Origin of the sequence: Streptomyces sp. NPDC016309 (genome assembly GCF_043077235.1) — a bacterium.
Taxonomy (GTDB): domain Bacteria; phylum Actinomycetota; class Actinomycetes; order Streptomycetales; family Streptomycetaceae; genus Streptomyces.
The window spans coordinates 19,990-44,466 of sequence record NZ_JBIBSG010000001.1 but is presented as its reverse complement, the minus strand read 5'-3'; the positions used below and the strand labels follow the sequence as shown (position 1 = coordinate 44,466).

Here is a 24,477-nt window from a genome sequence, read left to right as displayed (position 1 = left end):
CGAGAAGAGAATGCCGATGACCGAGCAGGCCTCCGGGGCCCACCATCCGCAGCCGCGGGCCCGTAGCGGCGGACAGCCCTCCACCACCGTTGAGCACGTCACGGGTGCGCAGTCCCTCATCCGTTCTCTCGAGGAAGTGGGCGCCGAGACGGTCTTCGGCATCCCCGGCGGCGCCATCCTCCCCGCGTACGACCCGATGATGGACTCCACCCGGGTCCGCCACGTCCTCGTCCGCCACGAGCAGGGCGCCGGCCACGCCGCGACCGGCTACGCCCAGGCGACCGGCAAGGTCGGCGTCTGCATGGCCACCTCCGGCCCCGGTGCCACCAACCTGGTCACCCCGATCGCCGACGCGCACATGGACTCCGTCCCGCTGGTCGCGATCACCGGTCAGGTCGCCTCCAAGGCGATCGGCACGGACGCCTTCCAGGAGGCGGACATCTGCGGCATCACGATGCCGATCACCAAGCACAACTTCCTGGTCACCAAGGCCGAGGACATCCCCAAGACGATCGCCGAGGCGTTCCACATCGCCTCCACCGGCCGCCCCGGCCCGGTCCTGGTCGACATCGCCAAGGACGCCCTCCAGGCCCGGACGACCTTCAGCTGGCCGCCGCAGCTCGACCTGCCCGGCTACCGCCCGGTGACCAAGCCGCACGCCAAGCAGATCCGCGAGGCCGCCAAGCTCATCACCCAGGCCAAGCGCCCCGTCCTGTACGTCGGCGGCGGCGTCCTCAAGGCCGGTGCCACCGCCGAGCTGAAGGTCCTCGCCGAGCTGACCCAGGCCCCGGTCACCACCACGCTGATGGCCCTCGGCGCGTTCCCCGACAGCCACCCGCTGCACGTCGGCATGCCCGGCATGCACGGCGCCGTCACCGCCGTCACCGCGCTCCAGAAGGCCGACCTGATCGTCGCCCTCGGCGCCCGGTTCGACGACCGCGTCACCGGCAAGCTGGACAGCTTCGCCCCCTTCGCCAAGATCGTCCACGCGGACATCGACCCCGCCGAGATCGGCAAGAACCGCGCCGCCGACGTGCCGATCGTCGGTGACGCCCGCGAGGTCATCGCCGACCTGGTCCAGGCCGTCCAGGCCGAGCACAACGAGGGCAACGCCGGCGACTACACCGCCTGGTGGAAGGACCTCAGCCGGTGGCGCGACACCTACCCCCTGGGCTACGAGCAGCCCGAGGACGGGTCCCTCGCCCCGCAGCAGGTCATCCAGCGCATCGGCCGGCTCGCCCCCGAGGGCACCATCTTCGCGGCCGGCGTCGGCCAGCACCAGATGTGGGCCGCCCACTTCATCGACTACGAGAAGCCCGCCACCTGGCTGAACTCCGGCGGCGCCGGAACGATGGGCTACGCCGTCCCGGCCGCCATGGGCGCCAAGGCCGGCATGCCCGACCGCACGGTCTGGGCCATCGACGGCGACGGCTGCTTCCAGATGACCAACCAGGAACTGGTCACCTGCGCGCTGAACAACATCCCGATCAAGGTCGCCATCATCAACAACGGCGCGCTCGGGATGGTCCGCCAGTGGCAGACGCTCTTCTACAACCAGCGCTACTCCAACACCGTCCTGCACTCCGGCCCCGACGCGGACGGCAAGCAGCCCAGCGCCGGCACCCGGATCCCGGACTTCGTGAAGCTGTCGGAGGCCATGGGCTGCGTCGCGCTGCGCTGTGAGCGCCCCGAGGACCTGGACAAGGTCATCGCCGAGGCCAACGCGATCAACGACCGCCCGGTCGTCGTCGACTTCATCGTCCACGAGGACGCCCAGGTCTGGCCGATGGTCGCCGCCGGGACGTCCAACGACGAGGTCATGGCCGCCCGGGGCGTCCGTCCCGACTTCGGCGACAACGAAGACGACTGAGAGAGAGCCGAGTCAACCATCATGTCCAAGCACACGCTCTCCGTCCTGGTGGAGAACACGCCCGGCATCCTCGCCCGGATCGCCGCCCTGTTCTCCCGGCGCGGCTTCAACATCGACTCGCTCGCCGTCGGTGTCACCGAGCACCCCGACATCTCCCGCATCACCATCGTGGTCAATGTCGAGGACCTGCCGCTGGAACAGGTGACCAAGCAGCTCAACAAGCTGGTCAACGTCCTGAAGATCGTCGAACTGGAGCCCAGCGCCGCCATCCAGCGCGAGCTCGTCCTGGTGAAGGTCCGCGCCGACAACGAGACCCGGTCCCAGATCGTCGAGATCGTCCAGCTCTTCCGCGCCAAGACCGTCGACGTCTCGCCCGAGGCGGTCACGATCGAGGCAACAGGTTCGAGTGACAAGCTCGACGCGATGCTCAAGATGCTGGAGCAGTTCGGCATCAAGGAGCTCGTCCAGTCCGGCACCATCGCCATAGGGCGTGGCGCCCGGTCCATCACGGACCGCTCGCTGCGGGCCCTGGACCGTTCCGCGTAGCGAGACCCCCCGACCTCCCCGCCCCCGCCCGCCGTACGGTGGGACGCAACATCAGCACACCAAGGAGAAACCCAGTGGCCGAGCTGTTCTACGACGACGACGCCGACCTGTCCATCATCCAGGGCCGCAAGGTCGCGGTGATCGGATACGGCAGCCAGGGCCACGCCCACGCGCTGTCGCTCCGTGACTCGGGTGTCGACGTCCGCGTCGGTCTGCACGAGGGCTCCAAGTCCAAGGCGAAGGCCGAGGAGCAGGGCCTGCGCGTCGTCACGCCGACCGAGGCAGCCGCCGAGGCCGACGTCATCATGATCCTGATCCCGGACCCGATCCAGGCCCAGGTCTACGAGGAGTCCATCAAGGACAACCTGAAGGACGGCGACGCGCTGTTCTTCGCCCACGGCTTCAACGTCCGCTTCGGCTTCATCAAGCCCCCGGCCGGCGTCGACGTCGCCCTCGTCGCCCCCAAGGGCCCCGGCCACCTGGTCCGCCGTCAGTACGAGGAGGGCCGCGGCGTCCCGGCGATCGCCGCCGTCGAGCAGGACGCCACGGGCAACGCGTTCCAGCTCGCCCTGTCGTACGCCAAGGCCATCGGCGGCACCCGTGCGGGCGTCATCAAGACGACCTTCACCGAGGAGACCGAGACCGACCTGTTCGGCGAGCAGGCCGTGCTGTGCGGCGGCGCGTCCGCCCTCGTCAAGGCCGGCTTCGAGACCCTGGTCGAGGCCGGTTACCAGCCGGAGATCGCGTACTTCGAGTGCCTCCACGAGCTGAAGCTGATCGTGGACCTCATGTACGAGGGCGGCCTGGAGAAGATGCGCTGGTCGGTCTCCGAGACCGCCGAGTGGGGCGACTACGTCACCGGCCCGCGGATCATCACCGACGCCACCAAGGCCGAGATGAAGAAGGTCCTCTCCGAGATCCAGGACGGCACGTTCGCCAAGAACTGGATGGACGAGTACCACGGCGGGCTGAAGAAGTACGACGAGTACAAGACGCAGGACTCCGAGCACCTGCTGGAGACCACCGGCAAGGAGCTGCGCAAGCTCATGAGCTGGGTGGACAACGAGGAGGCGTAGGCCTCACGGGGGCGGGTCCGGACGCGCTGTCCGGACCCGCCCGTCCTCCTTGGACCGAGTGTCCAACCACGGACGGGTGATCCTTCCGCCGAGGCGGAAAAGATGTCATCCACCCCCACTACACTTCTGAACACATACGCGTCAGGCCCACAGCGTCGTGCGTCTTCCACGCGGCAAGCCCCCTCCACCGCCTGCGGCCGTCGGGACGGCCGTCCGCACTGGACTTGTGAGGACCCACGTGAGCTCGCATCCCCCCAAAAAGCCGGTCGTACTGATCGCCGAGGAGCTGTCGCCGGCCACCGTCGACGCGCTCGGCCCCGACTTCGAGATCCGGCACTGCAACGGCGCCGACCGAGCGGAGCTGCTGCCCGCCATCGCGGACGTGGACGCCGTCCTGGTGCGCTCCGCCACCAAGGTCGACGCCGAGGCCATCGCCGCCGCGACCCGGCTGAAGGTCGTCGCCCGCGCGGGTGTGGGCCTGGACAACGTCGACGTCTCCGCCGCCACCAAGGCCGGCGTGATGGTCGTCAACGCCCCGACGTCCAACATCGTCACCGCCGCCGAGCTGGCCTGCGGTCTGCTGGTCGCCACGGCGCGGAACATCCCGCAGGCCAACACCGCCCTCAAGAACGGCGAGTGGAAGCGCAGCAAGTACACGGGCGTCGAGCTCAGCGAGAAGACCCTCGGCGTCGTCGGCCTCGGCCGCATCGGCGTCCTGGTCGCGCAGCGCATGTCGGCCTTCGGTATGAAGATCGTCGCGTACGACCCCTACGTGCAGCCGGCGCGGGCCGCGCAGATGGGCGTCAAGCTGCTGACGCTGGACGAGCTGCTGGAGGTCTCCGACTTCATCACCGTCCACCTGCCGAAGACCCCCGAGACGCTCGGCCTGATCGGCGACGAGGCGCTGCACAAGGTCAAGCCGACCGTCCGCGTCGTCAACGCCGCGCGCGGCGGGATCGTCGACGAGGAGGCGCTGTACTCGGCGCTCAAGGAGGGCCGGGTCGCCGGCGCGGGCCTGGACGTGTACGCCAAGGAGCCCTGCACGGACTCCCCGCTGTTCGAGCTCGACCAGGTCGTGTGCACCCCGCACCTGGGCGCGTCCACGGACGAGGCGCAGGAGAAGGCCGGTATCGCGGTCGCCCGCTCGGTGCGCCTGGCCCTCGCGGGTGAGCTGGTCCCGGACGCGGTCAACGTCCAGGGCGGCGTCATCGCCGAGGACGTCAAGCCGGGTCTGCCGCTCGCCGAGCGGCTCGGCCGGATCTTCACCGCGCTGGCGGGCGAGGTCGCGGTCCGCCTCGACGTCGAGGTGTACGGCGAGATCACCCAGCACGACGTCAAGGTGCTGGAACTGTCCGCGCTCAAGGGTGTCTTCGAGGACGTCGTGGACGAGACGGTGAGCTACGTCAACGCGCCGCTGTTCGCGCAGGAGCGCGGTGTCGAGGTCCGTCTGACGACGTCGAGCGAGTCCCCCGACCACCGCAACGTGGTCACCGTGCGCGGCACGCTCTCGGGCGGCGAGGAGGTGGCGGTGTCCGGCACGCTGGCCGGCCCCAAGCACCTCCAGAAGATCGTCGCCGTCGGTGACTACGACGTGGACCTGGCGCTCGCCGACCACATGATCGTCCTGCGGTACGAGGACCGTCCCGGTGTCGTCGGCACCGTCGGCCGGGTCCTCGGCGAGGCCGGTCTGAACATCGCGGGCATGCAGGTCGCCCGCGCCGCGGAGGGCGGCGAGGCGCTCGCGGTCCTCACAGTCGACGACACGGTCCCGCAGCAGGTGCTGACGGAGGTCGCCGAGGAGATCGGCGCGACGTCCGCCCGCTCGGTCAACCTCACCTGACCGTTCGTACGACCGTCAGGGGACCGGCCCGGTGCGTCAGCGCACCGGGCCGGTCTCGTTCATGAGGCGGGCGCGTCCCGCTCCGTGACGCCTCGGTCCAGGTGGTGCGCCCCGCTGGGACGGTGACCCGGTGCTTCACAGGCGGGCCGCCTTCAGGGCCATGTGCAGCAGGAGCCGGTCCTCGCCGTCGTCGAGGTCGAGGCCGGTGAGGTTTTCGACGCGCGAAAGGCGGTAGTAGAGCGTCTGGCGGTGGATGCCGAGGGCCGCCGCCGTGCGGCCCGCCTGGCCCGCGCTGTCGAGGAACACCTCGGCGGTGCGGGCCAGTTCCGTGTGCGCGGGGGCGAGCAGGGCCGCGGCCGCCCGGTCGTGCGGCGGGACCGGGGGGAGCGCGGTGAGCAGCCGGTACGGGCCGATCGCCGACCACCGGGCGACCGGGCCGAGCCGTGGCTGGGCCAGGGCCGCCCGGGCGGCGGAGGCTGCCTCCCGCCAGGCCTCCCCGAGGTCGCCCACCCTCCGCCGCGGATCGGCCACCCCGGCGACGGCCACCCCGGCGGGGTCGCCCCCCGGGCCGCCGCCGCGCGCCGCCCAGGCCGCCGTGGGCGGGGCGCCGGGCGGGGTACCCCCCGGGCCGCCGGGCGCGGTGCCGCCCGCCGCGTCCCGCAGGCGCGCGGCCGCCGAGAGCGCCGGGGCGGGCGCGTCGGCCGAGCGCAGCCGGACCAGGGCGGCGAGACCGTGCCCGGCCCCGATGGCCCCACCGTGCGTGACGACCCCACCGTGCCCGCCGCCCCCGGGGCCGTCCGCCGTTCCCGGGGCGCCCGTGCCCGGCGTGCCCGGCCCGTCGGCGTGCGGGTCCCGCGGCGCCCGGCCCGGCCAGGGCACCGTGCACAGGGCGGCCACGCCGGGCGCGGTGCGGATCGACGGGGTGCCGGCGACCGGCCAGGGGGCGACGCACACCAGGGCGTGCAGGCCGTCCGCGTCCCGGCCGAGTGCCGTGCGGAGGGCCGCGAGCGCCATGTCGTACTGCCAGCCCCGCTCGGCCGTCAGCACCGCGCGCAGCTCGCGCGAGAGGTCGGCGTCCGCCCGTTCCTCGTCGGCCAGCAGCGCGCCGATCCGCTCGGCCACCCCCATGGCCGCCGTCAGCCGGCCGGGCGAAGGCCCCGGATCGGCGTCGAGGAGCCACACGTATCCGAGGACGACGCCCCGGTGGCGTACCGGGAGGCAGATCCGGCCCCGGAGGACGCCCGCGTCCGGGGCGGCGGGGATACGGACCGGGCCGGTCGCCCGGGTGATGCCGAAGCCCTCGAACCAGGCCCGCACCGCGGGGGTGGACTTCCTGGTCAGGATCGACCGGGTGCGCACCGGGTCCATGGCGGAGTCGTCGTCGCTGTCGTGGGCCCCGAAGGCGATCAGCCCGAAATCGCGGTTCTCCAGCGTCGCCGGGGCGCCCAGCAGCGCCGAGACCTCGTCGACCAGCTCTTGGTAATCGGCCTTCACCCGGACATTCTGCCACCCCTTCAGACATCTGTATGAGAGGACGGCCGAGGATGCGTGACAGGTGTCGATGGCCGAGCATCGGAGCGATCCTTAGGTTTCACGGTGGTTCTCCGTGCCGTTCCGGATCCTTCCGCTATGGCCCCCTTCAACCCGTGTTCCGTGGAGGTGCCCCGTGCTGGGTCCCGTGATCCTCGCCGCGTCGCGCAGTGACAAGATGCGCCGCTTCGTCTCTGCCGCTCCGGGCACCAAGCAGGTCGTCAGCCGGTTCATCGCCGGTGAGACGGTCGAGCAGGTCGTCCCGATCGTCCGCGAGGCGACGGGCCGGGGCCTGGAGGTCACCCTGGACGTGGTGGGCGAGGACATCACCACCCCGGAGCAGGCCGCCGCCGCGCGGGACGCGTACCTGGAGCTCATCGAGCACCTGAAGGGGCTGGACCTCGGCACCAGGGCCGAGATGTCCGTCAAGCTGTCGATGTTCGGCCAGGCGCTGGACGGCGGCCACGAGCTGGCCCTCGCCAACGTCCGGCCGGTCGTCGAGGCCGCCGCCGCGATCGGCACCACGGTCACGCTCGACGCCGAGGACCACACCACCCTGGACTCGATGTTCGCCATCCACGAGGAGCTGCGGAAGGACTTCCCGCAGACCGGCTGCGTCATCCAGGCGTACCTCTTCCGCACCGAGGAGGACGCCCGCCGCCTCGCCGCGAGCGGCAGCCGCGTGCGGATCGTCAAGGGTGCCTACAAGGAGCCCGCCACCGTCGCGTACCAGGACAAGGCGGAGATCGACAAGGCGTACGTCCGGATCCTCAAGATCCTGATGGAGGGCGACGGCTACCCGATGATCGGGTCCCACGACCCGCGTCTGATCGCCGTCACCCAGGAGCTCGCGCGCCGTGCCGGGCGCAAACTGGACGAGTACGAGTTCCAGATGCTGTACGGGATCCGCAGCGACGAGCACGTGAGGCTCGCCGCCGAGGGTCACCGGATGCGCGTCTACACCGCGTACGGAACCGACTGGTACGGGTACTTCATGCGCCGCCTCGCGGAGAAGCCGGCCAACCTGCTGTTCTTCGTCCGCTCGATGATCACCAAGAACTGAAGGAGTTACGGAACTCATGGACGCTGTGACCCAGGTCCCCGCTCCGGTCAACGAGCCGGTCCACACCTACGCCCCCGGTTCGGCCGAGCGCGTCCGCCTGGAGGCCAAGCTCAAGGAGCTGGCCGAGAACCCCATCGACCTGCCGATGACCATCGGCGGCGTCAAGCGGATGGGCGGCGGTGAGCGGGTGGACGTCGTGCAGCCGCACAACCACGCCAAGGTCCTCGGCACCTTCGCCGGCGCCACCCACCAGGACGCGCAGGACGCCATCGACGCGGCCCTCGCCGCCGCCCCGGCGTGGCGGGCGATGTCCTTCGACGACCGCGCCGCGATCATCCTCCGCGCCGCCGAGCTGCTGGCCGGCCCGTGGCGCGAGACCATGGCCGCCTCGACCATGCTGGGCCAGTCGAAGACCGTCCAGCAGGCCGAGATCGACACCCCCTGCGAGCTCGTCGACTTCTGGCGCTTCAACGTCAAGTACGCCCGCGACCTGCTCGCCGAGCAGCCGCCGGCCAACGCCCCGGGCGTGTGGAACCGTCTCGACCACCGTCCGCTGGAGGGCTTCGTCTACGCGATCACGCCCTTCAACTTCACCGCCATCGCGGGCAACCTGCCCACCGCCCCGGCCCTCATGGGCAACGTGGTGGTCTGGAAGCCGTCCCCGACGCAGACCCACGCCGCCGTGCTGCTCATGGAGCTGCTGGAGGAGGCCGGCCTGCCCAAGGGCGTCATCAACCTGGTGACCGGCGACGGCATCGCCGTCTCCGACGTGGCCCTGGCGCACCCGGAGCTCGCGGGCATCCACTTCACCGGTTCCACCAAGACCTTCCAGCACCTGTGGAAGACGGTCGGCGCCAACATCGAGAAGTACCGCGGCTACCCGCGCATCGTCGGCGAGACCGGCGGCAAGGACTTCGTCGTCGCGCACCCGAGCGCCGACCGCGCCGTGCTGAAGACCGCGCTGACCCGCGGCTCCTTCGAGTACCAGGGCCAGAAGTGCTCGGCGTCCTCCCGCGCGTACATCCCGGCCTCGATCTGGAACTCCGGCTTCAAGGAGGAGTTCGCGGCCGAGGTCGACGGCATCCGGATGGGTGACGTCACCGACCTGACGAACTTCATCGGCGCCGTCATCGACGAGCGGTCCTTCGCCAAGAACAAGGCCGCCATCGACCGCGCCAAGGCCGACCCGGCCTGCACGATCGTCGCCGGCGGCAGCTACGACGACTCGGTGGGCTACTTCGTCCGCCCGACCGTCATCGAGTGCACCGACCCGGCCAACGAGGTCTTCACGACCGAGTACTTCGGCCCGATCCTCGCGGTGTACGTCTACGAGGACGACCAGTACGACGCCATGCTGGAGCAGATGGAGTCGGTGTCGGCGTACGCGCTGACCGGTTCGGTCATCGCAAACGACCGCGCGGCGGCCGCGTACACGATGGAGAAGCTGCGGTACGCCGCGGGCAACTTCTACATCAACGACAAGTCGACCGGTGCCGTCGTCGGCCAGCAGCCCTTCGGCGGCGGCCGCGCCTCCGGTACGAACGACAAGGCGGGCGCCCCGCAGAACCTGATGCGCTGGACGCTGACCCGCGCCATCAAGGAGACGCTGGTCCCGCCGACGGACTACACGTACCCGCACATGGGCTGACGTCCGTCCCGCGAACACCGCCCCCGTCCCGGCCCCCACGCCGGTGCGGGGGCGGTTCCGTACCCGCGCTTCCCGTACCGCCGCACGGTGAACCGCCGTCAGTTTGAGGGTCGCGCGGGCGGTTACACGCTCCCCATGGCTGAGACGACGAACAAGACGACGACGGCAACGAAGGACCGTGCGCAGAGCGCGGCCAAGAGCACGGCGCAGGGCGCCAAGGATGCCTCGCGCGGGGCGTCGCAGTCGGCGCGCAGCGGCAAGGAGGCGCTCGCCGGGATCGGCGGGGCGACCACGGAGAAGGCCAGGTCGGCCGCCCGGACCGTCCAGTCGGCCGTCAGTACGGCCGCCGGGCAGACCGTCGGCAAGGCGGGTGTGGCCTGGACGCTGGTGAAGGCCAGGAAGGCCATTGCCGCCGGTGCGAGCGCGGGCGTGGTGACGGTGGTGGCGTCCTCGTACGCCCTCGGACGCCGGGCCGGACTGCGTCAGCGCGGTCCGCTGTCCCGGCTGACCGGCGGTCGCCTCTGACCGCCCCGGCCGTCGGCGCGCACCACGGATGAGCGCGCCGGCGACGAGGCGGTACGGCGGCTCCGGTGGTACGGCGACGGGGCGCGGACGGTGGCCGGTTAGGCACCCCGCGCCCCGTCGGCGCTGCCACAGTGGGCCCATGACCGACTCCTTCCGCACGGCTCACACCTACGAGCTGGCCCCCGCCGTCCTGGCCGGGATACGGGCGATGCTGGACGCCGCCTTCGACGGGGACTTCGACGACCGGGACTGGGACCACGGGCTCGGCGGCGTCCACGCGTACGCCGAGGACGCGCAGGGCATCGCCGCCCACGGCAGCGTGATCATGCGCCGGGTGGCGCACGCCGGCCGCTCGTACCGCGTCGGGTACGTGGAGGGGGTCGCCGTCCGTGCCGACCGCCGCCGCCAGGGGCTGGGCGGGCGCGTGATGGCCGCGCTGGAGGAGGTCGTCGACGGGGCGTACGCGTTCGGCGCGCTGTCCGCGTCCGACGAGGGCGCCGAGCTGTACCGGGCGCGCGGCTGGCAGCTCTGGAACGGCCGCGTCGAGGCGTACGGCCCGGACGGGGTGGTGCACCTGCCGGACGAGGAGGACTCGACGTACCTCCGGCCGGCGGCCGGGCGCCCGCTGCCCGCGGCGGACGCGGGCGCGCTGCTCTTCGACTGGCGTGACGGTGACGTGCTGTGAGGCTCCGGCCCCCGTTCCAGCGGCTCTCCACCGGCGCCCGTCTCAGATAGTAGGAAGTCCGAGTAATTGTGGAGACAGACGCTCCATGACGGCTTAGCTTTGTAGGAGCCGAACGTCTCGCTCCATCCAGCGAACGGCGGACCCGAGTCCGTGCCCCCGGCAGGCAACCCCTGCGGCCGCGCTCCCCGCCCTTTCCGGCGCCTCGAATCGTTCTGATCTCAAGGAGTCGATCGTCATGGCCGCTGAGACCGTCGTCCGCCGTGTCCGTCACACCGCCCGCCCCTCCGACACCGAGCGCCGCAACGCCGCCGCCGCCCTCCAGCGCGCCCTGGACCGCCGGGACAACGGCGGGGCCACGGGTCACCCCGCCGGCTGAACCGGGCGTCCACATTCCGGAACGCTCATGTCAGGCTCTGGGACGCAGGAGTAGGGTGCGGACATGTCTCGCAGCATCAATCTCGCAGTGGTTCCCGGTGACGGCATCGGCCAGGAGGTCGTGGCCCAGGGCTTGAAGGTCCTTCGCTCCGTCCTCCGTGAGGACGTGAAGCTGGAGACCAAGGAGTACGACCTGGGCGCCCGGCGCTGGCACCGCACCGGGGAGACCCTCCCCGACGCGGAGCTGGAGGCCCTCAAGGGCCACGACGCCATCCTGCTCGGCGCCATCGGCGATCCCTCCGTCCCCTCCGGCGTGCTCGAGCGGGGGCTGCTGCTCAAGCTGCGCTTCGCCTTCGACCACTACGTCAATCTGCGTCCGTCGAAGCTCTTCCCGAACACCGCCACCCCGCTGGCCGGCCGTCCCGACATCGACTTCGTCGTCGTCCGCGAGGGCACCGAGGGCCCGTACACCGGCAACGGCGGCTCGCTGCGCACCGGCACCCCCGCCGAGGTCGCCACCGAGGTCAGCGTCAACACGGCGTACGGCGTGGAGCGAGTCGTCCGGGACGCCTACGAGCGTGCCAAGGCGCGGCCGCGCAAGAAGCTGACGCTGGTCCACAAGAACAACGTCCTCGTCTACGCCGGCCACATGTGGAAGAACATCTTCGACCGGGTCGGCCAGGAGTATCCCGAGGTCACCACCGACTACCTGCACGTCGACGCCGCGACGATCTTCTTCGTCACCCAGCCCGAGCGCTTCGACGTCATCGTCACCGACAACCTCTTCGGCGACATCCTGACCGACCTCGCCGCGGCCGTGACCGGCGGCATCGGCCTGGCCGCGTCCGGCAACATCAACCCGACGGGCGAGTTCCCGTCGATGTTCGAGCCCGTCCACGGCTCCGCGCCCGACATCGCGGGCCAGGGCAAGGCCGACCCCACCGCGACCGTCCTGTCCGTCGCGCTGCTCCTGCGCCACCTCGGGTACGAGGCCGAGGCCGTCCGCATCGAGCGGGCGGTCGCCGCCGACCTGGCGGAACGGGACGCCTCGGCGCCGCGGACGACGGACGAGATCGGCGACGCGCTCGCGGTACGCGTAGCGAGCTGACCCGCCGACTGAGGACCACCAGACACAGCCGCCGGGTCGCACACGCACCCGGCGGCTTCTCCTGTGCGGCCCCGGGTGCCACCATCAACCCTGGACCGCACTCCAGCCGTTTCATTGCACCGGCCACGCGCGCGATAATCGAACGCGGGGCCGCGGCATGCGGGAAAGCTCGGACGTCCTAGCAGATGTAGCGGCGTGAGCGCGGTCCGTCACACACACACGGTGAAGGACACAGCACTCATGACGACGACGCCCACGATCGAGCTCAAGCCCTCCTCGAACCCGCTGTCCGACGCGGAGCGCGAGGCGATCCTGGCCAACCCCGGTTTCGGCCGCCACTTCACCGACCACATGGTGACGATCAAGTGGACGGAGGGGCGTGGCTGGCACGACGCCGAGCTGACGCCGTACGCACCGCTGTCGATCGACCCCGCGAACATGACCCTGCACTACGCGCAGGAGATCTTCGAGGGGCTGAAGGCCTACCGCCGCCCCGACGGCTCGATCTCGATGTTCCGCCCCGAGGCCAACGCCGAGCGGTTCCAGGTCTCGGCCAAGCGCCTGGCCATGCCCGAGCTGCCGGTCGAGACGTTCGTCGCCGCCTGTGACGCGCTGGTCCAGCAGGACCAGGCCTGGGTGCCGCCACACGGTGGCGAGGAGTCGCTCTACCTGCGGCCGTTCATGATCGCCAACGAGGTCGGCCTGGGCGTCCGCCCCGCCAACGAGTACCTCTTCATCGTCATCGCCTCGCCCGCCGGCGCGTACTTCCCCGGCGGGGTGAAGCCGGTGTCCATCTGGCTCTCGGAGGACCGCGTCCGCGCCGTCCCGGGCGGCATCGGCTTCGCCAAGACCGGCGGCAACTACGCCGCGTCCCTGCTCGCCCAGGCCGAGGCCGCCGCCAAGGGCTGCGATCAGGTGGCCTACCTCGACGCCGTCGAGCACAAGTGGGTCGAGGAGCTCGGCGGCATGAACCTGTACTTCGTGTACGAGGACAGGATCGTCACCCCGGAGCTCACCGGCTCCCTCCTCGCGGGCATCACCCGCGACTCGCTCCTCCGGCTCGCCGCCGACCTCGGGTACGGGGCGGAGGAGGGGCGCGTCTCCATCGACCAGTGGCGGGCCGACACCGAGAACGGCACGCTCAAGGAGGTCTTCGCCTGCGGCACGGCCGCGGTGATCACCCCGGTCGGCCGGGTCAAGTCGGCGAGCGGTGAGTGGACCCAGTCCGGCGGCGAACCGGGCGAGGTCACGCTGAAGCTCCGCAAGGCGCTGCTGGACATCCAGACCGGTGCCGCGGACGACCCGCACGGCTGGACCCACAAGGTCGGCTGACCCCCAGGACGTACGGAAGCGCCCGCGCCCCCCGCTCGAGGGCGCGGGCGCTCCCGCGTCGCCGCGCCTCAGGACGCGGCGGTCCCCGCTCCGGGCGCCGCGAGGGCGTCCGGAGCCGGAGATACGGAGCCGGCGGTCAGCACCGCGTACGCCCCGCCGCCCACCAGGCCGGACAGGACGAAGCTCACGTCGACGCCGCCGGTGAGCGCCAGCAGCGGCCCCTCGTAGAGCGGTGTCGAGACGGCCGCCAGGCCCACGGCCGCGCCCAGGGCCCAGGACGCCGTGGCGCGCGGGTGCCAGCCGGCCCGGAACCAGTAGGCCCCGCCCCTCGCCCGCCGGTTGAAGACCTGGAGGGCGTCCGGGTCGTAGCGGCCGCCGCACCGCACGTGGCCCATGAGGGTGATCACCGCCCAGGGCGTGCCGATCGCGGTGAGCAGCAGCACGAACGAGGTCATCGCCGACCGCGCGTCCCACACGAAGTGGCCCGCGAACACGAACGCCGTCGCCACGGCGGCCACCACCAGCGTGGCGGTGGCCCGCCCGGCGCGCGGCACGACGGCGTCCAGGTCGAGGCCCATCGAGTAGAGCATCAGACCCGCGTTCCCGACCGACCCCGCGCTCGCCGCGACGAGCAGCGGCAGCAGGTACCAGGGCGCGGCCGTCGCGACCAGCGGCCCCGCGTAGTCCGCGCCGGCCCGCGCGGCCAGCGCCGTGAACGTACCGAAAAGCTGCGGCACCAGCAGCCCGGCGAACAGGCCCAGGCAGGTCGCCCGCCACACCGAGCGCGGCCGGTGCCGCTCGGGCGAGACGTACCGCGTGTAGTCGCCGAGCAGGGTGATGAAGGCGACCGGCCCGCTCAGGCCCGCGGCCACGGCGGACAGCAGCCACGTCGGCCAGAAGGAGCCCAGCAGGTACGGGGTGTCCGGCGGGGGCGCGGTCGTGAAGTCGCCCGCGTAGGCGAGGACGCCGAGCAGGAGCAGCAGGGTCATGCCGACGGCGAGGTACCGGCTGAGCCGCAGCAGCAGCCGGTAGCCGAACACGGCGGCGACGACCGTGCCGCCGGCGAGCAGCACGTACACGAGGGCGTGCGGCACGGGACCGGTCGGCACGTCGAACAGCCGTGCAAGGGTGCCCAGCATCACGTCCCCGCCGATCCACAGGGTCAGCGCCGTGTAGCCGAGCGACAGCAGCAGCCCCACCACCGAGCCGACGAGCCGGCCGCGCACGCCGAAGAAGGCACCGCTGGAGGTCGACAGGTTGGTCGCCGTCCGCAGCGAGACCAGCGCGAGCGGGGCGGTGACGGCGACGCCGGCGACCGTGCCGGCGACCACCGAGGTGACCGCCGGCCACAGGCCGAGCCCGAAGGACACCGGCAGCCAGCCGAAGACGATCACTCCGAGGCACAGGTTCGAGCCCAGCAGGATCGAGACGAGGTCTCGCGGCCCGCTGGTGCGCTCCGCTTCCGGGATGGTGTCGACTCCGCGCTGTTCAATCGGCATGGGCGCTCCCTCACTGTGCTCGTCGACTTTTAGAGTGACGCTCAATGTGGCTCATGCCTTCTGCCCGCGTCAATGGTTTCACTACTGGATTCCTATGGTTAGAGTGATGCTCAAACAGGAGGTGTGGTGACGTGCGACTGACCCCCACGGAACGCGACCGGCTGCTGATCTTCGGTGCCGCCGAGCTCGCCCGGGCCCGCCGGGCCCGCGGTCTGCGGCTGAATGTCCCCGAGGCGACCGCCCTGATCGCGGACACCGTCTGCGAGGCGGCCCGCGACGGGCGCCGGCTCGCCGAGGCCGTCGAACTGGCCCGCTCGGTGCTCGGCCCCGACGACGTCCTGCCGGGCGTCGCGGACGTCGTGACCGAGGTCCACGTGGAGGCCGTCTTCGACGACGGCTCCCGGCTCGCCGTGGTCGCCGACCCCCTCGGCGGCGGCCTGGGCGACCAGGGCCCCGGCGCGCTGCTGCCCGGACCGGAGCACGCGGCCCCGGAGCCCGTGGTACGACTGCGGGTCACCAACACCGCGGGCGTCCCGGTCTCCGTGACCTCGCACTTCCACTTCTTCGAGGCCAACCCGCGGCTCGACTTCGACCGCCCCCGGGCCTACGGCATGCGGCTCTGCGTCCCCGCCGGATCGTCCGTGCGCTTCGGACCCGGCGAGAGCGACGAGGTCGGCCTGGTGCCGATCGGCGGCGACCGGATCGCCATCGGCTTCGCCGGGCTGGTCGACGGGCCGCTGGACGCCCCGGGCGCCCGCGAGGAGGCACTGCGCCGCGCCGCCGCCTGCGGCTACCTCGGCGTACCGCACACCACCGAGCAGGAGGCCGACCGATGAGCCGCCCCGGAGGCCACCCCGCCGAAGCGCGCCGCCTCACGCCCTACGAGTACGCCGCCACCCACGGCCCCCGCGCGGGCGACCGCGTCCGGCTCGGCGACTCGGGCCTCACCGTCCGGGTCGAGTCCGACGCCCAGAAGCCCGGCGACGAGTTCCTCGCCGGCTTCGGCAAGACCGCCCGCGACGGACTGCACCTCAAGGCCGCCGCCGTCCGCGACACCTGCGACGTCGTGGTGAGCAACGTAATTGTCATCGACGCCGTCCAGGGCATCCGCAAGGTGTCCATCGGCATCCGCGAGGGCCGTATCCACGCCATCGGCCGCGCCGGCAACCCCGACACCCTCGACGGCGTGGACGTCGTCGTCGGCACCGGCACGTCCATCGTCTCCGGCGAGGGCCTCATCGCCACCGCCGGAGCGGTCGACACCCACGTCCACCTGCTGTCACCGCGCATCATGGAGGCCTCCCTCGCCTCCGGCGTCACCACGATCATCGGCCAGGAGTTCGGCCCCGTCTGGGGCGTCGGCGTCAACTCGCCCTGGGCGCTGCGCCACGCCTTCAACGCCTTCGACGCCTGGCCCGTCAACATCGGCTTCCTCGGCCGCGGGTCCTCCTCCTCCGACGCCCCGCTGGTCGAGGCGCTCGCCGAGGGCGGCGCCTCCGGCTTCAAGGTCCACGAGGACATGGGCGCCCACACCCGCGCGCTCGACACCGCGCTGCGCGTCGCCGAGGAGTACGACGTCCAGGTCGCCCTGCACAGCGACGGCCTGAACGAATGCCTCTCGGTCGAGGACACCCTCAAGGTCCTCGAAGGCCGCACCATCCACGCCTTCCACATCGAGGGCTGCGGCGGCGGCCACGTCCCCAACGTCCTGAAGATGGCGGGCGTCCCCAACGTCATCGGCTCGTCGACCAACCCCACCCTCCCCTTCGGGCGGGACGCGGTCGCCGAGCACTACGGAATGATCGTCTCCGTACACGACCTGAAGACCGACCTGCCCGGCGACGCGGCCATGGCCCGCGACCGGATCAGGGCCGGGACGATGGGCGCGGAGGACGTCCTGCACGACCTCGGCGCGATCGGGATCACGTCGTCGGACGCGCAGGGCATGGGAAGGGCCGGCGAGACCGTACGCCGGACCTTCGCCATGGCCGGGAAGATGAAGGCCGAGCTCGGCCCGCTGGAGGGCGACGGGGACGGCGACGACAACGCCCGCGTCCTCCGCTACATGGCCAAGCTCACCATCAACCCGGCGATCGCCCACGGCCTCGCGCACGAGGTCGGCTCGATCGAGGTCGGCAAGCTCGCCGACATCGTGCTGTGGCGGCCCGAGTTCTTCGGCGCCAAACCGCAGCTCGTCCTCAAGTCGGGCTTCCCCGCGTACGGGGTCGTGGGCGACCCGAACGCCGCCACCGACACCTGTGAACCGCTGGTCCTCGGACCGCAGTTCGGGGCGTTCGGCGCCACCGCCGCCGACATCTCGGTGGCCTTCGTCTCCGGTGCCGCCGCCCAGGCCGGCAACGACCTGATGCCCACCCGCCGCCGCCGGGTCGCCGTGCGCGGCACCCGCGGCATCGGCCCCGGGAACCTGCTCCTCAACTCCCGCATCGGCGAGGTCGCGGTCGACGGCCGCACCGGACTCGTCACCCTCGACGGCGATCCGGTCCGCTCGGACCCGGCCGACTCCGTCTCCCTCAACCGCCTCTACTTCCTCTGAGGACACCCACCCCATGAGCACCTTCCGCATGCCCGCCGAGTGGGCACCGCACGAGCGCACCTGGATGGCCTGGCCGGGCCCGAACCCGACCTTCACCAACGACGAGGAGCTGCGCGAGGCCCGCGAGGCATGGGCGTCGGTCGCCCGCGCCGTACGCCGCTTCGAACCGGTGACCGTGGTCCACGCCCCCGGCGACGAGGCGTCGGCCCGCGCGCTCCTCGGCCCGGACATCGAGCTGGTCGAACGCGATCTGGACGACGCCTGGATGCGCGACATCGGTCCCACCTTCGTCACCGACGGGACCCGACTGGCCGCCGTCGACTGGGTGTTCAACGGCTGGGGCGCGGCCGACTGGGCCCGCTGGGAGCACGACGCCAAGATCGCCCGCCATGTCGCGGACCTCGCCGGAGTGCCGGTGGTGAGCAGCGCACTTGTCAACGAGGGCGGCGCCATCCACGTCGACGGCGAGGGCACCGTCCTGCTCACCGACACCGTCCAGCTCGGCCCCGAGCGCAACCCGGAGTGGACCCGCGAGCAGGTCGAGGCGGAGATCCACGCCAAGCTCGGCACCACCAAGGCGATCTGGCTGCCCCGCGGCCTGACCGGCGACTACGGCATGTACGGCACCCGCGGCCACGTCGACATCGTCGCCGCCTTCGCCCGCCCGGGCGTCGTCGTCGCCCACACCCAGCCCGACCCGTCCCACCCGGACCACGAACTGTGCAAGGCCAACGTCGACCTGCTGCGCAAGCAGACCGACGCCAGGGGCCGCCGGCTGGAGGTCGTCGAGGTCCCGGCCCCCACCGTCCTCCAGGAGGACGGCGAATGGGTCGACTACTCCTACATCAACCACTACCTCTGCAACGGCGGCGTGGTGCTCTGCGCCTTCGACGACCCGCGCGACGAGATCGCCGCGGGGATCTTCCGCCGGCTCTTCCCCGACCGCACGGTCACCCTCGTGGACGCCCGCACGATCTTCGCCGGCGGCGGCGGCATCCACTGCATCACCCAGCAGCAGCCGAAGACCGCATAACCGCTCGGCACGCGCGGGGCGGCCGTGGCACGCTGCGGCCATGACCGCCACCGCCCGCGACGGCTACTCCGTCACGACCCTGTACTCCAACCCCGACGACGCCTGGTACCTGGAGCTGTGCCACTCCGGAAGGATCCTGGTGACGGCGATCGTCCCGGACGAGGACCCCGAGCGGGAGCCGACGGTCTGCTGGAACGAGCGGGCCGGGCACCACGAGGTGCCGTACGAGGTCATGCGCCGGTTCATGGAGCAGGTCGCCGAGGAGATCCGCACCAACCGGTGGTGGATGAAGCTGCGCCCCGGACTGGTGGAGATCATCCGGCAGTTGTACGCGGTGTTCGGCGGCGTCGTTCACGAGGAGGAGTACCCGGCCCTGCTGGTGGTGCTGCGGGAGCTCGTCGGCGAGGAGGAGCTCGCCCAGGTGCTGGAGGGCGCCTTCGGCGCGGGACTCGACCCGCACCCGCCCGCACCCCCGGCCGCCCGCGTGGCGGCCCTGCGCGAGCGGCTGGCCGAGGAGGGCTGGACGCTCCCCGGGGGCCCGGAAGGATCAGGTACAACGTACGAGTGAACGAACCGCGTACGACACCGGCCGCACGGCGGCGCAACAGCGCGCCGCCCCGGGAGCAGCTTCTCGCCGCCGCCATGGCGACCATCGCCGAGCGCGGGCTCGACGGGCTCACCATGGCGGGGCTCGGCCGCGAGGTCGGCATGAGCAGCGGCCACCTCCTCTACTACTTCCGCACCAAGGACGAGCTGCTGCTCCAGACCCTGGAGTGGAGCGAGGGCCGCCTCGGCGCCGAGCGCGGCGCACTGCTGTCCCGCCCCGCCCCCGTACGCGAGCGGCTCGGCGCCTACGTCGACCTGTACGTGCCCGACGGCCCGCGCGACCCGCACTGGACCCTCTGGCTGGAGGTCTGGAACCGCTCGCAGAACGCCGACGACGACGCCCGTGCCCGCCAGGCCGCCATCGAGGGCGCCTGGCACCGCGACCTGGTGGCCCTCCTCGCCGAGGGCATCTCGCGCGGCGAACTGCGCCCCGTGGACGCCGACCGCTTCGCGGCCCGGCTGCGCGCCCTGCTCGACGGCTTCAGCGTCCACGTGGCCGTCGGCATACCGGGCACGGGCCGCGACGCCGTCCTCACCCACGTACGGGAATTCATCGAGGACACCCTGGCACCCACGGCCCCGGACGCGGGGCCGACCGCATCGTGAGATCCGGGTCCACCGGCCTTCACATCTGTGGCAGACTGCGGGCGTGCTTGCTACCGCCATGATTATGGGCAGCAGCGCGCCGGTCCGCAGTGACCACTGAATCGCGGCAGAACCCCCGCGGCAGTGGACACCGTGTCTCAGACCCGCGCGCAGACCTCTCGCACCCGCGAGGGGTCTTTTCGTTTTCCGGCCCCACCTCGGCCGGGGACGGCGGCGCGCGAGAATGGGGGCAGGTGGAGCCAGCCTTCCGGAGCCAGATCCGACAGGAGCCAACACAGTCATGACCACGGAGACCGACAGTCTTCATACCGTCGCCGGTGCCGCCGCCGTCGACGACAGCTTCCACGTCTTCGACACGACGCTGCGCGACGGCGCCCAGCGGGAGGGCATCAACCTCACCGTCGCCGACAAGCTGACCATCGCCCGGCACCTGGACGACTTCGGCGTCGGCTTCATCGAGGGCGGCTGGCCCGGGGCCAACCCGCGCGACACCGAGTTCTTCGCCCGCGCCAAGCAGGAGATCCGCTTCCGGCACGCCCAGCTCGTCGCGTTCGGCGCCACCCGCCGGGCCGGGGCCACCGCCGCGGAGGACCCGCAGGTCAAGGCCCTCCTCGACTCCGGCGCCCCTGTCATCACGCTCGTCGCCAAGTCGCACGACCGGCACGTCGAACTGGCCCTGCGCACCACCCTCGACGAGAACGTCGCCATGGTCCGCGACACCGTCGCCCACCTGCGCGAGCAGGGCCGGCGCGTCTTCGTCGACTGCGAGCACTTCTTCGACGGCTACCGGGCCAATCCCGAGTACGCCAAGGCCGTCGTCCGCGCCGCCGCCGAGGCCGGCGCCGACGTGGTCATCCTGTGCGACACCAACGGCGGCATGCTCCCCGCCCAGGTCCAGGCCGTGGTCTCCACCGTCCTCGCCGACACCGGCGCCCGCCTCGGCATCCACGCCCAGGACGACACCGGCTGCGCCGTCGCCAACACCCTCGCCGCCGTCGACGCGGGCGCGACCCACGTCCAGTGCACCGCCAACGGCTACGGCGAGCGCGTCGGCAACGCCAACCTCTTCCCCGTCGTCGCCGCGCTGGAGCTGAAGTACGGCAAGAAGGTCCTCCCCGAGGGCGCCCTGAAGGAGATGACGCGCATCTCGCACGCCATCGCCGAGGTCGTCAACCTGACCCCCTCCACCCACCAGCCGTACGTCGGTGTCTCGGCCTTCGCCCACAAGGCGGGCCTGCACGCCTCGGCCATCAAGGTCGACCCCGACCTCTACCAGCACATCGACCCCGAGCGGGTCGGCAACACCATGCGGATGCTGGTCTCCGACATGGCCGGACGCGCCTCCATCGAGCTCAAGGGCAAGGAACTCGGCGTCGACCTCGGCGGCGACCGCGCCCTGGTCGCGCGGGTCGTCGAGCGGGTCAAGGAGCGGGAGCTCAAGGGCTACACGTACGAGGCCGCCGACGCCTCCTTCGAGCTGCTGCTGCGCGCCGAGGTCGAGGGCCGCGCCCGCCGCTACTTCCGTACCGAGTCGTGGCGCGCGATCGTCGAGGACCGCCCCGACGGCACCCACGCCAACGAGGCCACGGTCAAGCTGTGGGCCAAGGGCGAGCGGATCGTCGCCACCGCCGAGGGCAACGGCCCGGTCAACGCCCTCGACCTCGCGCTGCGCGCCGGCCTGGAGCGGATCCACCCGCAGCTCGCCAAGCTGGAGCTGGTGGACTACAAGGTCCGCATCCTGGAGGGCAAGCACGGCACCCAGTCCACGACCCGGGTCCTGATCACCACGTCCGACGGCGAGGGCGAGTGGGCCACCGTCGGTGTCGGCGAGAACGTCATCGCCGCCTCGTGGCAGGCGCTGGAGGACGCGTACACCTACGGCCTGCTCCGGGCGGGCGTCGACCCGTCCGAGTAGCCCGCGCGGGCACGGCTCCCGCGGCGCCGCGGCCCCGCGCGTCAGCGCGCGGGGCGGCCGGTGCGGGGCGGCCGGTGCGGGGCGGCCCGCCCGGCCCGCCCGTCAGGCGCTGTCCGCCCCGGCGCGGTGGGGCCGGCCGGTCCGGCCGGCCCCGTCCAGCCCGGTGTGTGCGGTGTGTTCGGTGTATCCGGCGGGTGCGGCCGGCTCGATGGGGAAGACCTGGTCCAGCCCGACGATGCGCAGCACCCGGAGCGTGCTCTCCGGGACCGCCGCCAGGGAGACGTCAGCCCTGGCCGACGCCGCCAGGTTGCGGGCGACCAGCAGCGCGGTGATGCCGCTGGAGTCGCAGAACCGGAGGCCGGCCAGGTTCAGCACGAGCCGCTGCCCGGGCAGCAGGACCACGCCCTCCAGCGTCCGCCGGAAGGAGGGGACGGTGTGGAAGTCCAGGTCGCCGTGGACGTCCAGGACCGGCCCGGCGGGGGTGGTCCGTGTGGTGGTGTTCAGCATGGTGGTGTCGGGTTCTCGTGAGCGCGGGCGGGGACGCCCAGGGCGAGGAGGGCGGTGTCGTCGTCGAGACCGCTGCCGAAGCCCTCCAGCAGGTCGATGAGCGCCTTGACCGTCGGCTCGGCACCCGAGGGGGCCAGGCCGGAGACGAAGGCGAGCAGTTCTTCGTCACCGTACCGTCCGGACGCGGTGCGGGCCTCGGTGAGTCCGTCGGTGTACAGCACCACGGTGTCCCCGGGCCCCAGCCGGGTCCGGGTGACGGCCACGTGCGGGGAGGACAGGACGCCGATGAGGACCCCGCCCGGGGTGTGCAGGTGGGCGGCGGTGCCGTCGTCGCGCAGCAGCAGCGCCGGGGGGTGCCCGCCGCCGGCGAGGGTGATGTCGAAGCCGCCCCCGCCCGCGGCCGACGGTTCCAGGAGCCCGAAGACGACCGTGCAGTAGCGGGGGTCGTCCCCCGCGTACCCCTCGACCAGGACCGCGTTCAGGGTCTGGAGCACCGCCACGGGGTCGGGGTCGTTCATGGCGGCGGCGCGCAGGGTGTAGCGGGCCAGCGAGGTGACGGCGGCCGCCTCGGGCCCCTTGCCGCACACGTCGCCGAGGAAGAACGCCCAGCGCCCGCCGCCCAGGGAGAACAGGTCGTAGAAGTCGCCGCCCAGGCGGTCGGGGGACGCGGTGTGGTAGTGGGCCGCCGTCTCCAGGCCGGGCACCGGCGGGAGCGACGGCGGCAGCAGGCTCCGCTGGAGGACGGCGACCACCTGGTGGAGGTGCTCCCGGCTGCGCTCGGTCTCCTGGTGGGCGGCCTCCGCGGCCCGTCGGGCGCGGAGCAGTTCCTGCTCGTAGCTGCGGCGGTCGCGGGCCTGGATCACCGTCGTACGGATCAGCAGCGGTTCGCCCGCCGCGTCGGTCTTGACCGCGGAGGTGACCATCACGGGCAGCCGGGCGCCGTCCGCCGCCTTCAGCTCCATGGCGATGCCGTGCACCTCGCCCTGCATCTGGAGCAGCGGCGCGAAGTGGGTCTCGTGGTAGAGCCTGCCGCCGACGGTCAGCAGGTCGGCGAAGCGCCTGCGGCCGACCAGGTCCTCGCGGCGGTACCCCAGCCATCCGAGCAGGGTGCCGTTGACCTTGGTGAGGGTGCCGTTCATCAGGGTGGAGACGTAGCCGCACGGTGCGTTCTCGTACAGGTCCTCGGCGGAGTCCTCCAGCAGCGGGGCGACCGCGGCGGCCTGTTCCGCGGGGACGTCCCCGGCGTCCGGGCGGCGGCGGCCCGGCTCCCGCGGGCTCATCGGTCCTCGTCCCGGAGGAAGGCGATGATCGCCTCCGCGGTCGCCCCGGGCGCGCTGAGCTGGGGACAGTGCCCGGTGGCGTCCAGGGTGACCAGCCGGCTGCCGGGGATGGCGGCGTGGACGTACGCGCCCACCTCGCGCGGTGCGATCACGTCGGAGGCGCACTCCACCACCAGCGTCGGCAGGCTCACCCGGGCCAGGTCGTCCCTGCTGTCGCTCAGGAACGTGGTGCGGGCGAACACCCGGGCGATGGCCGGGTCGGTGCGGCAGAAGCTGTTGGTGAGCTCCTCGCCCAGCTCCGGGCGGTCCGGGTTCCCCATGATCACCGGCGCCATCACGCCGGACCAGCCGAGGTAGTTCGCGTCCAGGGACTCCAGCAGCTCGTCGATGTCGTCCCTGCTGAACCCGCCCCGGTACCCCTCGTCGTCGATGTAGCGGGGGGACGGCGTCAGCAGGACCAGTTTCCCGAACCGCCCGGGCTCCCGCTCGGCGGCCATCACCCCGGCCATGGCGCTCACCGAGTGGCCGACGAAGACGGCGTCCCGCAGATCGAGCTCCCGGCACACGTCCAGGACGTCCTCGGCGTAGCCGTCGAGGGTCGAGTAGCGCTCGGCGCTCCAGGCGGACGGGTCCGATTCCCCGGCGCCCACGTAGTCGAACAGCACCACCCGGTGGTCCTCGGCCAGTACGGGCGCCACCAGGCGCCACAGGTTCTGGTCGCAGCCGAAGCCGTGGGCGAGCAGCAGGACGGGCCCGTCTTCGCGGCCGATGACCGAAACGTTGTTCCTGCGACGGATGTCCATCCGAGCATCCTCCCACTCGGCTGGATTTCCCTTGTCCTGCGCGATTATGTCTGCTTTACCGCCATTTGGGGTAGCG

General features: G+C 72.0%; 22 protein-coding genes. 17 read left to right on the top strand and 5 right to left on the bottom strand.

The window, feature by feature from the left end; all coding sequences use genetic code 11:
* The first annotated feature begins 10 nt into the window (after nucleotides 1-10).
* The 4 genes from ACF068_RS00185 (at nucleotide 11) to serA (ending at nucleotide 5,332) form a co-directional block, all read left to right on the top strand.
* Nucleotides 11-1,870, top strand: coding sequence for an acetolactate synthase large subunit (locus ACF068_RS00185; protein WP_392271873.1), 1,860 nt, complete (start codon nucleotides 11-13; stop codon nucleotides 1,868-1,870).
* A gap of 21 nt (nucleotides 1,871-1,891) precedes the next feature.
* On the top strand, nucleotides 1,892-2,416 hold the full coding sequence (gene ilvN / locus ACF068_RS00180) for an acetolactate synthase small subunit (RefSeq protein ID WP_019889675.1): 525 nt from the start codon (nucleotides 1,892-1,894) through the stop codon (nucleotides 2,414-2,416).
* Between the two features lie 74 nt (nucleotides 2,417-2,490).
* Nucleotides 2,491-3,492 (top strand): ketol-acid reductoisomerase, encoded by a 1,002-nt coding sequence (gene ilvC / locus ACF068_RS00175; RefSeq protein WP_392271872.1) that lies wholly within the window; start codon nucleotides 2,491-2,493, stop codon nucleotides 3,490-3,492.
* A 238-nt stretch (nucleotides 3,493-3,730) separates the two neighbouring features.
* Nucleotides 3,731-5,332 (top strand): phosphoglycerate dehydrogenase, encoded by a 1,602-nt coding sequence (serA, locus tag ACF068_RS00170; RefSeq protein WP_392271871.1) that lies wholly within the window; start codon nucleotides 3,731-3,733, stop codon nucleotides 5,330-5,332.
* A gap of 135 nt (nucleotides 5,333-5,467) precedes the next feature.
* Here the strand turns inward: serA and ACF068_RS00165 are convergent, their stop codons facing one another.
* Nucleotides 5,468-6,826 carry a PucR family transcriptional regulator gene (locus ACF068_RS00165; RefSeq protein WP_392271870.1) on the bottom strand — a complete coding sequence of 453 codons (1,359 nt, stop codon included), beginning with the start codon at nucleotides 6,824-6,826 and terminating at the stop codon, nucleotides 5,468-5,470.
* A gap of 172 nt (nucleotides 6,827-6,998) precedes the next feature.
* Here ACF068_RS00165 and ACF068_RS00160 point away from each other — a divergent pair, with 172 nt between their 5' ends.
* From ACF068_RS00160 to ACF068_RS00130, 7 genes are all read left to right on the top strand, one after another.
* Nucleotides 6,999-7,925, top strand: a complete 927-nt coding sequence (locus ACF068_RS00160; RefSeq protein WP_392271869.1) for a proline dehydrogenase family protein — start codon at nucleotides 6,999-7,001, stop codon at nucleotides 7,923-7,925.
* 16 nt (nucleotides 7,926-7,941) lie between these two features.
* Nucleotides 7,942-9,573 (top strand): L-glutamate gamma-semialdehyde dehydrogenase, encoded by a 1,632-nt coding sequence (gene pruA, locus ACF068_RS00155; RefSeq protein WP_392271868.1) that lies wholly within the window; start codon nucleotides 7,942-7,944, stop codon nucleotides 9,571-9,573.
* A 135-nt stretch (nucleotides 9,574-9,708) separates the two neighbouring features.
* Entirely contained in the window at nucleotides 9,709-10,098 is a 390-nt protein-coding gene (locus tag ACF068_RS00150) for a hypothetical protein (RefSeq protein WP_392271867.1), read from the top strand.
* 139 nt (nucleotides 10,099-10,237) lie between these two features.
* Nucleotides 10,238-10,783, top strand: a complete 546-nt coding sequence (locus tag ACF068_RS00145; protein WP_392271866.1) for a GNAT family N-acetyltransferase — start codon at nucleotides 10,238-10,240, stop codon at nucleotides 10,781-10,783.
* A gap of 235 nt (nucleotides 10,784-11,018) precedes the next feature.
* Nucleotides 11,019-11,159, top strand: a complete 141-nt coding sequence (locus ACF068_RS00140) for a hypothetical protein (protein WP_392271865.1) — start codon at nucleotides 11,019-11,021, stop codon at nucleotides 11,157-11,159.
* A 63-nt stretch (nucleotides 11,160-11,222) separates the two neighbouring features.
* Nucleotides 11,223-12,266, top strand: coding sequence for a 3-isopropylmalate dehydrogenase (locus ACF068_RS00135; protein ID WP_392271864.1), 1,044 nt, complete (start codon nucleotides 11,223-11,225; stop codon nucleotides 12,264-12,266).
* Nucleotides 12,267-12,506: 240 nt separating this feature from the next.
* The gene (locus ACF068_RS00130; protein WP_392271863.1) at nucleotides 12,507-13,598 is read left to right on the top strand and encodes a branched-chain amino acid aminotransferase; all 1,092 of its coding nucleotides are present in this window, start codon (nucleotides 12,507-12,509) and stop codon (nucleotides 13,596-13,598) included.
* A 68-nt stretch (nucleotides 13,599-13,666) separates the two neighbouring features.
* On the opposite strand, the gene ACF068_RS00125 is transcribed toward ACF068_RS00130, so the two are convergent.
* Complete coding sequence (locus ACF068_RS00125) at nucleotides 13,667-15,097, bottom strand: cytosine permease (RefSeq protein ID WP_392271862.1); 1,431 nt, start codon at nucleotides 15,095-15,097, stop codon at nucleotides 13,667-13,669.
* A gap of 131 nt (nucleotides 15,098-15,228) precedes the next feature.
* On the opposite strand from ACF068_RS00125, the gene ureA reads away from it, so the two are divergent.
* The 6 genes from ureA to cimA all read left to right on the top strand — a co-directional run bounded on the left by ureA (nucleotide 15,229) and on the right by cimA (nucleotide 21,811).
* Nucleotides 15,229-15,933 (top strand): urease subunit gamma, encoded by a 705-nt coding sequence (gene ureA, locus ACF068_RS00120; protein ID WP_392271861.1) that lies wholly within the window; start codon nucleotides 15,229-15,231, stop codon nucleotides 15,931-15,933.
* Nucleotides 15,930-17,651: an urease subunit alpha gene (locus ACF068_RS00115; protein WP_392271860.1), complete on the top strand. Its 1,722-nt coding sequence runs from the start codon at nucleotides 15,930-15,932 to the stop codon at nucleotides 17,649-17,651. Before ureA ends, ACF068_RS00115 begins: the two co-directional genes overlap by 4 nt.
* A gap of 13 nt (nucleotides 17,652-17,664) precedes the next feature.
* Complete coding sequence (locus ACF068_RS00110) at nucleotides 17,665-18,684, top strand: agmatine/peptidylarginine deiminase (RefSeq protein ID WP_392271859.1); 1,020 nt, start codon at nucleotides 17,665-17,667, stop codon at nucleotides 18,682-18,684.
* Nucleotides 18,685-18,724: 40 nt separating this feature from the next.
* Nucleotides 18,725-19,252, top strand: coding sequence for a hypothetical protein (locus tag ACF068_RS00105; protein ID WP_392271858.1), 528 nt, complete (start codon nucleotides 18,725-18,727; stop codon nucleotides 19,250-19,252).
* Nucleotides 19,249-19,896, top strand: a complete 648-nt coding sequence (locus ACF068_RS00100; protein ID WP_392271857.1) for a TetR/AcrR family transcriptional regulator — start codon at nucleotides 19,249-19,251, stop codon at nucleotides 19,894-19,896. The genes ACF068_RS00105 and ACF068_RS00100 overlap by 4 nt, the downstream gene beginning before the upstream one ends.
* A 280-nt stretch (nucleotides 19,897-20,176) precedes the next feature.
* A complete protein-coding gene (gene cimA / locus ACF068_RS00095; RefSeq protein WP_392271856.1) occupies nucleotides 20,177-21,811 on the top strand; it encodes a citramalate synthase in 1,635 nt (544 codons plus the stop codon).
* 102 nt (nucleotides 21,812-21,913) lie between these two features.
* Here cimA and ACF068_RS00090 read toward each other — a convergent pair whose 3' ends face one another.
* The 3 genes from ACF068_RS00090 to ACF068_RS00080 are packed head-to-tail and all read right to left on the bottom strand — an operon-like array spanning nucleotide 21,914 to nucleotide 24,401.
* A complete protein-coding gene (locus tag ACF068_RS00090) occupies nucleotides 21,914-22,318 on the bottom strand; it encodes an STAS domain-containing protein (RefSeq protein ID WP_392271855.1) in 405 nt (134 codons plus the stop codon).
* The gene (locus ACF068_RS00085) at nucleotides 22,312-23,598 is read right to left on the bottom strand and encodes a PP2C family protein-serine/threonine phosphatase (RefSeq protein WP_392271854.1); all 1,287 of its coding nucleotides are present in this window, start codon (nucleotides 23,596-23,598) and stop codon (nucleotides 22,312-22,314) included. The genes ACF068_RS00090 and ACF068_RS00085 overlap by 7 nt, the downstream gene beginning before the upstream one ends.
* Entirely contained in the window at nucleotides 23,595-24,401 is an 807-nt protein-coding gene (locus ACF068_RS00080; RefSeq protein WP_392271853.1) for an alpha/beta fold hydrolase, read from the bottom strand. The genes ACF068_RS00085 and ACF068_RS00080 overlap by 4 nt, the downstream gene beginning before the upstream one ends.
* Nucleotides 24,402-24,477 lie beyond the last annotated feature (76 nt).

Coding starts and splice junctions, on each gene's coding strand:
- ACF068_RS00105 (WP_392271858.1), top strand. CDS start 18,725: ATGACCGCCACCGCCCGCGACGGCTACTCCGTCACGACCCTGTACTCC.
- ACF068_RS00115 (WP_392271860.1), top strand. CDS start 15,930: ATGAGCCGCCCCGGAGGCCACCCCGCCGAAGCGCGCCGCCTCACGCCC.
- ACF068_RS00110 (WP_392271859.1), top strand. CDS start 17,665: ATGAGCACCTTCCGCATGCCCGCCGAGTGGGCACCGCACGAGCGCACC.
- ACF068_RS00145 (WP_392271866.1), top strand. CDS start 10,238: ATGACCGACTCCTTCCGCACGGCTCACACCTACGAGCTGGCCCCCGCC.
- ilvN (WP_019889675.1), top strand. CDS start 1,892: ATGTCCAAGCACACGCTCTCCGTCCTGGTGGAGAACACGCCCGGCATC.
- ACF068_RS00150 (WP_392271867.1), top strand. CDS start 9,709: ATGGCTGAGACGACGAACAAGACGACGACGGCAACGAAGGACCGTGCG.
- ACF068_RS00185 (WP_392271873.1), top strand. CDS start 11: ATGCCGATGACCGAGCAGGCCTCCGGGGCCCACCATCCGCAGCCGCGG.
- ACF068_RS00090 (WP_392271855.1), bottom strand. CDS start 22,318: ATGCTGAACACCACCACACGGACCACCCCCGCCGGGCCGGTCCTGGAC.
- ACF068_RS00135 (WP_392271864.1), top strand. CDS start 11,223: ATGTCTCGCAGCATCAATCTCGCAGTGGTTCCCGGTGACGGCATCGGC.
- ACF068_RS00125 (WP_392271862.1), bottom strand. CDS start 15,097: ATGCCGATTGAACAGCGCGGAGTCGACACCATCCCGGAAGCGGAGCGC.
- ACF068_RS00140 (WP_392271865.1), top strand. CDS start 11,019: ATGGCCGCTGAGACCGTCGTCCGCCGTGTCCGTCACACCGCCCGCCCC.
- ACF068_RS00085 (WP_392271854.1), bottom strand. CDS start 23,598: ATGAGCCCGCGGGAGCCGGGCCGCCGCCGCCCGGACGCCGGGGACGTC.
- cimA (WP_392271856.1), top strand. CDS start 20,177: ATGACCACGGAGACCGACAGTCTTCATACCGTCGCCGGTGCCGCCGCC.
- pruA (WP_392271868.1), top strand. CDS start 7,942: ATGGACGCTGTGACCCAGGTCCCCGCTCCGGTCAACGAGCCGGTCCAC.
- ACF068_RS00080 (WP_392271853.1), bottom strand. CDS start 24,401: ATGGACATCCGTCGCAGGAACAACGTTTCGGTCATCGGCCGCGAAGAC.
- ACF068_RS00130 (WP_392271863.1), top strand. CDS start 12,507: ATGACGACGACGCCCACGATCGAGCTCAAGCCCTCCTCGAACCCGCTG.